This window comes from Agrobacterium salinitolerans, assembly GCF_027498475.1.
Taxonomy (GTDB): domain Bacteria; phylum Pseudomonadota; class Alphaproteobacteria; order Rhizobiales; family Rhizobiaceae; genus Agrobacterium; species Agrobacterium salinitolerans.
Genome location: NZ_JAPZLN010000003.1, coordinates 405,544 through 418,106, shown reverse-complemented (window position 1 = coordinate 418,106; position 12,563 = coordinate 405,544). Strand labels below are relative to the sequence as shown.

Genomic DNA, 12,563 nt, shown 5'->3' with positions numbered 1-12,563 from the left:
CGACAGGACCCGTTGGACATGACCGCTGAAATCCTTTTTGCCAGTCTGCACATTGCGACGCCCGAGCTGATCCTTGCGGTTGGCGCGCTGGCGCTGCTCATGATTGGCGTCTTCTCGGGCGACAAGTCGACAACGACGGTCACCGGCCTTGCCGTTGCCCTCCTGCTCGTCGTCGGTCTCTGGATCATCTTTGCCCCCGCTTCGGGCGTGGCCTTCGGCGGTGTCTACATCGCCGATGCCTTCGGTAATTTCATGAAGGTGCTGGCGCTGATCGGCTCCATCACCGCCATGATCTTGGCCGTCGGCCAGGGCCGTTTCGAACCCATCGGCCGTTTCGAATATCCGGTGCTGCTGGTGCTCGCGACGCTCGGCATCCTGCTGATGATCTCGGCCAATAACCTGATCTCGCTCTACATGGCGCTGGAACTGCAGTCGCTGGCGCTTTACGTCGTCTGCGCCATCAACCGTGAGAGCCTGCGCTCCACGGAAGCAGGCCTGAAGTATTTCGTGCTCGGCGCGCTGTCTTCCGGCATGCTGCTTTACGGCATGTCGCTGGTCTACGGTTTCACCGGCAATACCGGCTTCACCGAAATCGCGCAGGTTTTGGCATCGGAAACCCGCTCGCTCGGCCTTGTCTTCGGTCTGGTCTTCGTTCTCGCCGGTCTTGCATTCAAGATTTCCGCTGTGCCGTTCCATATGTGGACGCCGGATGTTTATGAAGGCGCACCGACCCCGGTTACGGCCTTCCTGTCGGCTGCACCGAAGATCGGCGCCATGGCGATCCTCGTTCGCATTGTCATCGAGGCGTTCCAGCCGGTCTTCGCCGACTGGCAGCAGATCGTCGTGTTCATCTCCATCGCCTCCATGTTGCTCGGCTCTTTTGCCGCGATCGGTCAGAAGAACATCAAGCGCCTGATGGCTTATTCTTCGATCGGTCACATGGGTTATGCGCTGGTCGGTCTTGCTGCGGGCACTGAGGCCGGTGTTGCTGGCGTCATTCTCTACATGACCATCTACATGGTCATGACGCTCGGCACCTTCGCCTGCATTCTCTCCATGCGCCGCAAGGAGATCGGCAATGTCGAAACCGTCGAGGATTTGGCCGGTCTGTCGTCCTCCAACCCCTTCATGGCGGTTGTTCTGACCATCCTGATGTTCTCGCTTGCCGGTATTCCGCCGCTCGCCGGCTTCTTCGGCAAGTACTACGTCTTCCTGGCCGCCATCGAAGCGAAGCTCTATCCGCTCGCCATCATCGGTGTGATCGGCTCGGTCGTCGGCGCTTATTATTATATCCGCGTCGTCAAGGTCATGTGGTTCGATGAGGCCAAGGACAAATTTGAGCGTCCGTCGGGTGAATTGAAGGTGGTTTACGCGCTTTCGGCTCTCTTCACCGTCGCCTTCATCGTCTTCGGCGGTGCGCTTGGCAACGCCGTCACTGCTGCGGCGAAGACCTTCTTTTGAGCAATACACGAAGGAATACGGGCCGGATGTCCATCGATGATATCAGGCACGAGGCGATGGCGGAAACGCCATCGACCAATCTGGAATGTTTCGCTCGGGCGCGGGCGGGTGATGGCGGCAACCTGTGGGTTACCGCCATCCGCCAGACCGGCGGCCGCGGCCGCCGTGGCAGGCCCTGGGTTTCGGAACCCGGAAATCTTTACGCTTCGCTTCTTCTGATCGATCCCGCACCGACGGAACGCATCGGCTCCCTGCCGCTCGCTTTTGCGCTGGCTGTCTATCGCGCCATTCGCGCGGTGCTGCCGCCGGGTGGTGAAGCGCTTGAAATCAAATGGCCGAACGATGTGCTGATCGGCCGCCGCAAGACCTGCGGCATTCTGATGGAAGCGGAGCTTTTGCCTGACGGCCGGCGCGCCATCGTCATCGGCATTGGTATCAATATCGCCCATAAGCCGGATAACCCGCTTTATCCCGTTACGATGCTGTCAGAACATGGTGCGTCTTGCTCGCCCGATGAACTGTTTGCACATCTCTTCCGTGAGACGGCCGAGGTTCTGCGCGAATGGGATGAGGGCAGGGGCGTATCTGGCATCATTGCCAGCTGGCGGGCAGCGGCCTGCGGTATTGGTGAACATATCACCGTCAATTTCCCTGACCGTTCGATTGGCGGGCGTTTTGTCGGCATTGATGATAATGGTTATCTGCTGCTGGATGAGGACGAGGGCGCAAGACGCTCGATCGCCGCCGGCGATGTGTTTTTCGGATGAGGTGAACGGTGATGGCTGAAAGGCCACGCCGAACCCTGTCCCAGAGGTTGGAGCTTTCCTGCGGCTCATGAAATGCAGGGTGACAAACCGGTTCCGCATCGGCCCGGTCGATCAGATGGTTCAACAGGTCCGATGCTTGAGAGAGCGGCGGGCACGGCCAATTGCCGTTGCCTGCGCGCTTTCGTGAATGGATAAGAAAAACAATGGCTAAACAGGACGAACTGGTCTTTGTGCCGCTCGGCGGCGTGGGTGAAATCGGGATGAATCTGGCGCTTTACGGCTACGGGCCGGCAAGCAAGCGCGAATGGATCATGGTGGATTGCGGCGTGACCTTTGCCGGTCTCGATCTTCCTGGTGTCGATCTCGTGCTGCCCGATATCAGTTACATCGCCGAGCAGAAAAAGAACCTCAAGGGCATCATCATCACCCATGCCCATGAGGATCATTATGGCGCGCTGAACGATCTGTGGCCCGGCCTCAATGTGCCGGTCTATGCCTCGCCATTCACGGCCGGCATGCTGGAGGCGAAGCGCGCCTATGAGGGCACGCGCGCTGAAATTCCGGTGACGATCTTCAAGGCTGGTGACCGGATCAACGTTGGCCCCTTTGAAATCGAAGCCGTTGGCGTCAACCATTCTATACCGGAGCCGATGTCGCTGGTCATCCGCACACCGCTCGGCAATGTCATCCACACCGGTGACTGGAAGATCGACGAAGCGCCGTCGCTTGGGCCGTTGACGGATGAAGCCCGCTTCCGCGCCATCGGTGAAGAGGGCGTGCTGGCACTGATGTGCGACAGCACCAATTCACTGCGCGATGGCGTGTCGCCCTCCGAACACGAGGTGTCCGAAGGCCTGCGTCAGATCATCGAAAGTGCTGAAGGCCGCGTTGCCGTTACCACCTTCTCCTCGAATGTCGGGCGCATCCGCTCGATTGCGCAGGCTGCGGAAGCTGCCGGCCGCGAGGTGCTGCTGCTCGGCTCGTCACTGAAGCGCGTCGTCAACGTCTCGCAGGATCTCGGCATCATGGAAGGCATCAAGCCGTTCCTCGCTGAAGATGAATTCGGCTATATTCCGCGTGATCGTGTGGTGCTGATCCTGACCGGTTCGCAGGGCGAACCGCGTGCAGCGCTCGCCAAGCTTTCCCGCGACGAGATGCGCAATGTGGCGCTCGCGTCGGGAGATACTGTCGTCTTTTCCTCACGCGCCATTCCCGGCAACGAAAAGGCGATCATCGAGATCAAGAACGGCCTGATCGAACAGGGCGTGCACATTGTCACGGACAATGAGGCTTTGGTGCATGTGTCCGGCCATCCGCGCCGCAACGAGCTTCTGCGGATGTATGAATGGACGAAGCCGCAGATCGTCGTGCCCGTCCATGGCGAGGCGGCGCATCTGGTGGCGCAGAAGGAACTGGCCGAACAAGCCGGTATTTCGCAGGTGCCGAAGGTGCGCAACGGCAACGTTCTGCGCCTTGCGCCGGGTCCTGCGGAAGTCATCGATGACGTCCCGCACGGCCGCGTCTTCAAGGACGGCAATCTCGTCGGTGACATGGATGAAATGGGCATCAGCAACCGCCGCAAGCTGTCCTTTGCCGGCCATGTCGCCGTCAACGTCGTGCTGGATAGCCGTTACGACTTCCTCGGCGATCCCGACGTCGTGCCTTTCGGCCTGCCGGAATTCGACGACGAGGATGAGGCGATGGAAGACACGCTTTATGATGCTGTACTCGGCGCCGTCGAGAGCATTCCGCGCGCCCGTCGCAAGGACCTCGCACTGCTGCGCGAATCGGTGCGCCGCGCCGTGCGCGCCGCCGCCAACCAGAGCTGGGGTAAGAAGCCGATCGTGACGGTTTTTGTGACCAAGGTTTGAGCGGGTAGCTTCCCGGCAATCGGCCTGGGCGTCTGCCTCTTCTCCGTCGATTTCAGGGCCGCGCCGCAAAGCGCGGCTCTTCTTTTTTCTTTCGGCTTTCTTGCGGAGAAGTGATTCCGATCTGCGGATGAATGCGTTACAAGAACCCCATTGTGCAGGAGGATCACATGCCGCTTCTTTCGGTCTTCGCCGTTTATTTCATCGTCTGGTGGACGGTGCTCTTCATCGTGCTGCCGATTGGCCTACGTACTCAGGATGAGGAGGGCGATGTGGCGCTGGGCACGGTCGCCAGTGCGCCATCAAGGTTCAGAGGTGGGCGGATCGTTTTGTGGACCACCCTGATCTCGGCCCTGATCTGTGGGCTCTGGTACGGCGGGACCTGGTGGTTCGGCGTCAGCCTTGACGATCTTCCGAGAATTATTCCTGTTTTCGATTGAAAAGTTGCACAGATAATCGCCATTCCGCGCGCATCCGTACGCTCAGACTGACGGCGATTTGCCGCGGATATGACCGATGTTCTGTCATATGGATGTCATATCCGTCGTGCACACAGCAGGAACATTCCGGTGCCTGATTCAACGCCATAATTTTACCGGAATATCGCTATGAGCGTGTTTCTTTGTGCATAAGCAAAAAAAAACAAGGCCTTTCAGCCTTGTTTTCCAGGTTTCGCGTGATCTGTAACCGTTGCCGGGGCTGCGAACGAGCGCGCCTAAGATCTGATCCTCCCAAGACTGACCGCGAAAATGACAAGAATTTAAACTTCCTGCCTCTTTTGTAAGCTAAGGCTAGCTCAAACCCCCATGCTTGTCATCTCATTTTTTGCATATTTGTTACAGTCGGCAAAAAATTCTCTGTGGTGCAATTTGTCGCACCGGATCAAGAATATTATTCCGATCAAAGCGTTTTGACGCGAATTAGCTATCGCGAAAATACCTTGAAATGGCCTTTATCGCTCTTTTCATGGCGGGTTTTCATCTGGGCCGGAAACGGCTATATCCGGCGCCAATATCCCTCTATTCGGGGCGATTCCCGCGCCTGTGGCGCTGTCGTCCGCATCAATGGAAGCCGTCATGCGTCTCAGCCGTTACTTTTTGCCCATCCTGAAGGAAAATCCCAAGGAAGCGGAGATCGTTTCTCACCGCCTTATGCTGCGCGCCGGCATGATCCGGCAGCAATCGGCTGGCATCTATTCCTGGCTGCCGCTCGGTAAGCGTGTGCTGGACAAGGTGAACAGGATCATCCGCCAGGAGCAGGATCGTTCCGGCGCCATCGAGCTTCTGATGCCGACGCTGCAGACCGCCGAGCTCTGGCAGGAGAGCGGTCGTTACGATGACTATGGCAAGGAAATGCTGCGCATCAAGGACCGCCAGGACCGCCAGATGCTCTATGGCCCCACCAATGAGGAGATGATCACCGACATCTTTCGTTCCTATGTGAAGTCCTACAAGAACCTGCCGCTGAACCTCTATCATATCCAGCTGAAGTTCCGCGACGAGGTGCGTCCGCGTTTCGGCACCATGCGTTCGCGCGAGTTCCTGATGAAGGACGCCTATTCCTTCGACCTTACCAAGGAAGACGCGATCCATTCCTATAACAAGATGTTCGTGGCTTACCTGCGCACCTTCGAGCGCCTTGGCCTTCGCGCTATTCCCATGCGCGCCGATACCGGCCCGATCGGCGGCAACCACAGCCATGAATTCATCATTCTGGCCGATACCGGCGAATCCGAAGTCTTCTGCCACAAGAGCTTCCTCGACCGCGCGATTCCCGCTGAAAACACCAATTTCGACGATGTCGCAGCCTTGCAGGGCGTATTCGACGAGTGGACGGCCGATTATGCCGCCACGTCCGAAATGCATGACGAAGCGGCTTATAACGCCATTCCCGAAGGCGAGCGCCTTTCTGCGCGCGGCATTGAAGTTGGCCACATCTTCTATTTCGGCACCAAATATTCCGAGCCGATGGGCGCGAAAGTGCAGGGTAAGGATGGCAAGGAACACCCTGTCCACATGGGTTCTTATGGTATCGGACCGACACGCCTTGTTCCCGCCATCATTGAAGCATCGCATGACGAGAATGGAATCATCTGGCCGGCCTCGGTCGCTCCTTTCGACGTCGTGATCATCAATATGAAGGCTGGAGATGCGGCCTGCGATGCGGCTTGTGAAAAGCTGTATTATCAGCTCTCCAACGCCGGCAAGGATGTTCTCTACGACGATACGGACGACCGTGCTGGCCAGAAATTCGCGACTGCCGATCTGATTGGCGTGCCTTTGCAGATCATCGTCGGGCCGCGTTCGGTCGCGAATGGCGAAGTCGAAGTCAAGGATCGCAAGACCGGCGAGCGGGAAACCGTGACGATCGAGGCGGCGATGAACAGGGTGCTCGGCTAAAAGCGAGCGGAAGACGGAGCGGCTTCACGCGAAGTCCGCTCCGGTTTTCGTAAGACAGATGCCGTGGAAATGTAGGCCGGTTTTCGGAAAAGACCGGCCTTATAGTTTGAGATCAGGGAGACGACATGGCACAAGCCGAGGCTGACAAGGGTGCGGCTGTTTCAGCCGGGGCAAAGACCGCTCGGCCGTTTTCTGCTTTTGAACGTATGGTGGCATGGCGTTATCTGCGGTCGCGGCGCAAGGAAGCCTTCATCTCCGTCATCGCCGGTTTCTCTTTCGTCGGCATTATGCTGGGTGTGGCGACGCTGATCATAGTCATGGCCGTCATGAACGGGTTCCGCACGGAGCTGATTTCCCGCATTCTCGGCATCAACGGACATATGATCGTTCAGCCGATCGACCAGCCCTTCAATAATTATGATGAGCTGGCGAAGAAATTCGCAGCCGTTCCGGGCGTCACCATGGCTCTGCCGCTGGTGGAGGGCCAGACATTGGCCTCCGGGCGCGGCGGTGCGGGTTCCGGCGCTCTGGTGCGCGGTGTGCGCCAGGAGGATATCGACAAGGTCAAGGAAGTCGCCACCAACATCAAGACCGGCGACCTCGTCGGCTTCATGGCGGGTGACGGCGTTCTCGTCGGCTCCAGGCTCGCCGCCCAGCTGGGTGTTACGGCGGGTGACGATATCACCCTCATATCACCGGAGGGTGACGTGACCCCGATGGGCGTCAATCCGCGCGTCAAATCTTACAAGATTTCCGGCGTCTTCGAGATCGGCATGTCGGAATATGACGCGTCGATGATCTATATGCCTCTGTCCGAAGCCCAGCTTTATTTCAATGCCGAAGGCCTCGTGCAGTCTATCGAGCTTTATGTGAGCCGCCCGGATGATGTCGATGGCATCCGGCCGCTGGTGGAGCAGGCGGCCGAAAGGCAGGTCTACATTACCGACTGGAGGCAGCGGAACCAGACCTTCTTCTCCGCCCTGCAGGTGGAAAGAAACGTGATGTTCATGATTCTCACGCTCATCGTTCTGGTGGCGGCGCTGAACATCATCTCCGGCCTCATCATGCTGGTGAAGGACAAGGGCAGCGATATCGCCATTCTGCGTACCATGGGCGCAAGCTCCGGCTCCGTGATGCGCATCTTCTTCATGACGGGGGCTGCCATCGGCACGGTCGGCACCTTTGCCGGCGTGGCGCTCGGTGTCATCGTCTGCCTGAACGTGGAATCGATCCGGCAGTTCTTCTCATGGGTATCGGGCACAGTGCTGTTTGACCCGCAGCTTTATTTCCTGAGCCAGCTACCGGCCGAAATGGATTTGAGCGAGACCATCACCGTCGTCATCATGGCGCTGACCCTTTCTTTCCTGGCAACGATCTTTCCAGCCTGGCGGGCTTCCAAGCTCGATCCGGTGCAGGCCCTGCGTTACGAATAAGGACCGCTTCGCAATATGGCAAAAAAAACAGTGCTGCGGCTCACCGGCGTCGAGAGAACCTATGGTCAGGGCGAGACGTCGCTTTCCATTCTGCGCAAGGCCGATTTTGAATTGAAAAGCGGTGAGATGGTGGCGTTGGTCGCCCCTTCGGGCACTGGTAAATCGACGCTGTTGCATCTGGCAGGGTTGCTGGAACATCCCGATGCAGGCGAGGTCTATATTAACGGCGCGCCCTGCAACGGCCTGCCGGATGAAACGCGCACCGCGATCCGCCGCAGCGATATCGGTTTCGTCTATCAGTTCCATCACCTCCTGCCGGAATTCTCGGCAGTGGAAAATGTGATGATGCCGCAGCTCATTGCCGGTCTCACCCAGGTGGAGGCCCGCAAGCGTGCAAGCGCGCTGCTAGACTATATGCGCGTGGGGCATCGCGGCGAACACCGTCCAGCCGAACTCTCGGGCGGTGAACAGCAGCGTGTCGCCATTGCCCGCGCTGTCGCCAACGCGCCGCTCCTGCTGCTCGCCGACGAGCCGACCGGCAATCTCGATCCGGAAACCGCGCATTACGTATTCGACGCGCTGGAGGCACTGGTGCGACAATCCGGCCTCGCAGCGCTGATTGCCACCCACAATCATGAACTTGCCGCCCGCATGGACAGACGCGTGACGCTGGCCGACGGCAAGATCGTCGATTTCTGAACTGGCAAGCCGATCCATCCGGTGCTTTTCAGAGAACACCGGTTCTCCCCATTTGAATTTTTTCCGAACCCGGCGGTGTTTTACCTCCGGGTTTTTTCGTTTTGGAGTCAGTGGCTTGCTGTTCCCCACGCGGGAACCGAAGGCGATTCTGCCGCATTGACAAGAGGAATATCGCCAGAACCCTGTTGACAATCGAACAAAAAGAGAACAAAATTGGAACATAACGAGTAAGGAGAGACCAATGACTGATTTCATCCGTGACGTTGCTGCTTTCGCTTCCATCGCTGTCTTTGTTGCCAGCTTTTCGGTGATCCTCACCGCCCTGTGAAGAAGACACCGGCGCAGAAGCCTGTATGGACGCCGCAAAGCGGTGGACATTAAGCGCCGGAAATCGGAAAATCGCCCTCGTGATTCAGAGTGACAGGATGATGATATGGGCGATGCGGTTATGCGTGGAGAGATCTCTGGCGAAACGTTGAAGACGCCCGGTTTTGTCCATCTTCGGGTTCATTCCGCTTATTCCCTGCTTGAGGGGGCCTTGCCCCTCAAGAAAATCATGTCCAAGGCCGTCGCGGACGGTCAACCGGCCATCGCCATTACCGATACCAACAATCTTTTCGTCGCGCTGGAATTTTCCGAAAAGGCGCGGGACGAAGGTCTGCAGCCGATCATTGGCTGCCAGTTGTCCATCGACATGCAGGATGCGGCGGAGGATCGCCGCAACCACAACAGCCATCTTCAGAAACTTCCCGCCATCGTTCTCCTTGCCGCCAATGCGGAAGGCTATGAGCGGCTGGTGGATCTCGTCAGCCGCGCCTATCTGGAAGGTGAGGGCGGCAGCCATTCCGTGCACATTACCCGCGCATGGCTGGAGGAGGCCTCCAATGCCGGCCTCATAGCGCTCACCGGCGCATCCGGCGGCCCTGTCGATATGGCCCTGAAGGAAGGCCACGCCGCACAGGCGAAAGAGCGGCTGCTGACGCTGAAGTCACTCTTTGGTGATAGACTTTATATCGAATTGCAGCGCCAGTCCGGTTACGACCGTTCCCATGAACGGCGCATGATTGGTCTGGCTTACGAACACGATATTCCACTCGTTGCCACCAACGAGGCGTTCTTCCCCTCCAAGGCCGACTACGAGGCGCATGATGCGTTGATGGCAGTGGCGCATAACGCCATCGTGTCCGATGACAGCCGGTTCCGCCTGACACCCGATCACTACCTCAAAAGCCGTGACGAGATGACGGCGCTGTTTGCCGATCTTCCCGAGGCGCTGGAGAACACCGTCGAGATCGCGCTCCGATGCTCCTATGTGCTGAAAAAGCGCGGGCCGATCCTGCCGCGTTTCACCGGCGCCAGCGACGATCCGGAAGCGGCCGAACGCGCCGAAGCCGAAGAGCTTCGACGCCAGGCGGTGGAGGGGCTGGATCAGCGGCTTGCCGCGCTCGGCATGGCGCCCGGTTATACCGAGCAGGAGTATCGCGACAGACTGGATTTCGAACTCGGCGTCATCTCGCGCATGAAGTTTCCCGGTTACTTCCTGATCGTTGCCGACTTCATCAAATGGGCCAAGCAGCATGATATTCCGGTCGGCCCGGGCCGCGGTTCGGGTGCGGGCTCGCTCGTCGCTTATGCGCTGACCATTACCGATGTCGATCCGCTGCGCTTCTCGTTGCTGTTCGAACGCTTTCTCAATCCCGAACGCGTTTCGATGCCCGACTTCGATATCGACTTTTGCCAGGACCGCCGCGAAGAGGTGATCCGCTACGTGCAGGCCAAATATGGCCGGGAGCAGGTGGCGCAGATCATCACCTTCGGTTCGCTACAGGCGCGCGCGGCCCTGCGCGACGTTGGCCGCGTGCTGGAAATGCCCTATGGGCAGGTGGACAAGATTTGCAAGCTGGTGCCCAACAACCCGGCCAATCCGACACCCCTGTCGAAAGCGATCGAGGAAGAGCCGCGCCTGCAGGAGGAGGCGGACAAGGAGCCGGTCGTCGCCCGCCTCCTGGATATCGCCCAGAAGATCGAAGGGCTTTACCGCCACGCCTCCACTCACGCCGCCGGTATCGTCATCGGCGACCGCCCGCTCTCCAAACTGGTGCCGATGTATCGCGATCCGCGATCCGATATGCCGGTTACGCAGTTCAACATGAAGTGGGTGGAAAGCGCGGGCCTCGTCAAATTCGACTTTCTCGGCTTGAAGACGCTGACGGTGCTGAAGGTCGCCGTCGATTTTGTCGCCAAGCGCGGCATCGAGGTCGATCTCGCGGCCATTCCGCTGGACGACGCCAAAACCTACGAGATGTTGTCGCGGGGCGAAACCATCGGCGTGTTCCAGGTGGAAAGTGCGGGCATGCGCAAGGCGCTGATCGGCATGCGACCGGACTGCATCGAGGACATCATCGCGCTGGTGGCGCTTTATCGCCCCGGACCGATGGAAAACATCCCGGTCTACAACGCCCGCAAACATGGCGAGGAGGAGCTGGAATCGATCCACCCGACCATCGACCATCTGCTCAAGGAAACGCAGGGCGTTATTGTCTATCAGGAACAGGTGATGCAGATCGCCCAGGTCCTCTCCGGTTATTCGCTCGGCGAAGCCGATCTTCTGCGCCGCGCCATGGGCAAGAAGATCAAGGAGGAGATGGACAAGCAGCGCGAGCGTTTCGTCGACGGAGCCATCAAGAACGGCGTCTCGAAGCCGCAGGCCAACACCATCTTCGACCTGCTGGCAAAATTCGCCAATTACGGCTTTAACAAGAGCCACGCCGCGGCCTACGCGATCGTGTCCTACCAGACCGCCTATATGAAGGCGCATTATCCGGTGGAGTTCCTGGCGGCCTCGATGACACTCGATATGGCGAACACGGAAAAGCTCAACGATTTCCGTCAGGATGCGGGCCGCCTTGGCATCGAGGTCGTCGCGCCTTCGGTGCAGACGTCGTTCCGGCAATTCGAAACGGGTGAGAACCGCATCTATTATTCGCTCGCCGCCATCAAGGGCGTGGGCGAGGGGGCGGTGGAGCACATCGTCCAGGTACGCGACGGCAAGCCGTTCACGAGCCTTGAGGATTTCTGCCTGCGCATCGATCCCAAGCAGATCAACCGGCGTGTGCTGGAAAGCCTGATTAATGCGGGCGCCTTCGATTGTTTCGGCCGCGACCGCGCCGAACTGATCGGTGGGCTGGACCGCATTATCGGTTATGCGCAGATGGCACAGAATAACCGCACCATTGGACAATCGGACATGTTCGGCTCCGGTAGCGGAAGCGGGCCGGAAAAACTGGTTCTTCCGGCCTTCCAGCCCTGGCTTGCCTCCGAAAAGCTGCTGCGCGAGTATCAGGTGCTCGGTTTTTACCTCACCGCCCATCCGCTCGATACCTATCGCCCCGTGCTGGAAAAGCTGCGGGTGCAGAATTTCGCCGATTTTTCCGCCGCGGTGAAACAGGGCGCGACTGCCGGGCGTCTGGCCGGCACCGTGACCGGTAAGCAGGAGCGCAAAACCCGCACCGGCAACAAGATGGGCATCGTCACCTTCTCGGACGCGTCGGGCCAATATGAGGCGGTGCTGTTTTCCGAAGGACTCGGCCAGTTCCGCGATCTGCTCGAAGTCGGCAAATCGCTGGTCATCACCGTGCAGGCGGAAGAACGCCCCGAAGGTATCGGCCTGCGTATCCAGACGGCGCAGTCGCTGGAAGAAAAATCCGTGCAGATGCAGAAGGCGTTGCGTGTTTATGTGCGCGATTCCGGCCCGCTGAAGACCGTTGCCCGCCACCTCAACACAAAGGGTGATGGCTCGGTCTATTTCATCGTCATCAAGGATGAGGGCAGCCGTGAGATCGAGGTGGAGCTGACGGAGAAATACCGCATTTCCCCGGAAATCGCCGCTGCGCTGCGGTCCGCGCCCGGTGTCGTCGATGTGGAACTGGTGTGAGG

Annotated in this window: 8 protein-coding genes; all 8 read left to right on the top strand. The window is 58.8% G+C overall.

Annotated elements, in window-relative coordinates:
- Positions 1–18: 18 nt before the first annotated feature.
- The 8 genes from nuoN to dnaE all read left to right on the top strand — a co-directional run bounded on the left by nuoN (position 19) and on the right by dnaE (position 12,561).
- Positions 19–1,461 carry an NADH-quinone oxidoreductase subunit NuoN gene (gene nuoN, locus O9X91_RS13995; protein ID WP_142912117.1) on the top strand — a complete coding sequence of 481 codons (1,443 nt, stop codon included), beginning with the start codon at positions 19–21 and terminating at the stop codon, positions 1,459–1,461.
- Between the two features lie 26 nt (positions 1,462–1,487).
- Complete coding sequence (locus tag O9X91_RS13990) at positions 1,488–2,228, top strand: biotin--[acetyl-CoA-carboxylase] ligase (RefSeq protein ID WP_162520360.1); 741 nt, start codon at positions 1,488–1,490, stop codon at positions 2,226–2,228.
- Between the two features lie 203 nt (positions 2,229–2,431).
- On the top strand, positions 2,432–4,099 hold the full coding sequence (locus O9X91_RS13985) for a ribonuclease J (protein WP_142912119.1): 1,668 nt from the start codon (positions 2,432–2,434) through the stop codon (positions 4,097–4,099).
- A gap of 131 nt (positions 4,100–4,230) precedes the next feature.
- Positions 4,231–4,536 carry a DUF1467 family protein gene (locus O9X91_RS13980; RefSeq protein ID WP_162520361.1) on the top strand — a complete coding sequence of 102 codons (306 nt, stop codon included), beginning with the start codon at positions 4,231–4,233 and terminating at the stop codon, positions 4,534–4,536.
- 636 nt (positions 4,537–5,172) lie between these two features.
- Positions 5,173–6,495 carry a proline--tRNA ligase gene (gene proS, locus O9X91_RS13975; protein ID WP_142912120.1) on the top strand — a complete coding sequence of 441 codons (1,323 nt, stop codon included), beginning with the start codon at positions 5,173–5,175 and terminating at the stop codon, positions 6,493–6,495.
- A 125-nt stretch (positions 6,496–6,620) separates the two neighbouring features.
- Positions 6,621–7,928, top strand: a complete 1,308-nt coding sequence (locus O9X91_RS13970) for a lipoprotein-releasing ABC transporter permease subunit (RefSeq protein ID WP_142912121.1) — start codon at positions 6,621–6,623, stop codon at positions 7,926–7,928.
- Positions 7,929–7,943: 15 nt separating this feature from the next.
- The gene (locus tag O9X91_RS13965) at positions 7,944–8,627 is read left to right on the top strand and encodes an ABC transporter ATP-binding protein (protein WP_077982441.1); all 684 of its coding nucleotides are present in this window, start codon (positions 7,944–7,946) and stop codon (positions 8,625–8,627) included.
- Between the two features lie 433 nt (positions 8,628–9,060).
- Positions 9,061–12,561, top strand: a complete 3,501-nt coding sequence (gene dnaE, locus O9X91_RS13960; RefSeq protein ID WP_332909278.1) for a DNA polymerase III subunit alpha — start codon at positions 9,061–9,063, stop codon at positions 12,559–12,561.
- Positions 12,562–12,563 lie beyond the last annotated feature (2 nt).

Excerpts from the sequence above, each read along its gene's own strand:
- proS (WP_142912120.1), top strand. The coding sequence starts at position 5,173 with ATGCGTCTCAGCCGTTACTTTTTGCCCATCCTGAAGGAAAATCCCAAG.
- nuoN (WP_142912117.1), top strand. The coding sequence starts at position 19 with ATGACCGCTGAAATCCTTTTTGCCAGTCTGCACATTGCGACGCCCGAG.
- O9X91_RS13970 (WP_142912121.1), top strand. The coding sequence starts at position 6,621 with ATGGCACAAGCCGAGGCTGACAAGGGTGCGGCTGTTTCAGCCGGGGCA.
- O9X91_RS13980 (WP_162520361.1), top strand. The coding sequence starts at position 4,231 with ATGCGTTACAAGAACCCCATTGTGCAGGAGGATCACATGCCGCTTCTT.
- O9X91_RS13985 (WP_142912119.1), top strand. The coding sequence starts at position 2,432 with ATGGCTAAACAGGACGAACTGGTCTTTGTGCCGCTCGGCGGCGTGGGT.
- O9X91_RS13990 (WP_162520360.1), top strand. The coding sequence starts at position 1,488 with ATGTCCATCGATGATATCAGGCACGAGGCGATGGCGGAAACGCCATCG.
- O9X91_RS13965 (WP_077982441.1), top strand. The coding sequence starts at position 7,944 with ATGGCAAAAAAAACAGTGCTGCGGCTCACCGGCGTCGAGAGAACCTAT.
- dnaE (WP_332909278.1), top strand. The coding sequence starts at position 9,061 with ATGGGCGATGCGGTTATGCGTGGAGAGATCTCTGGCGAAACGTTGAAG.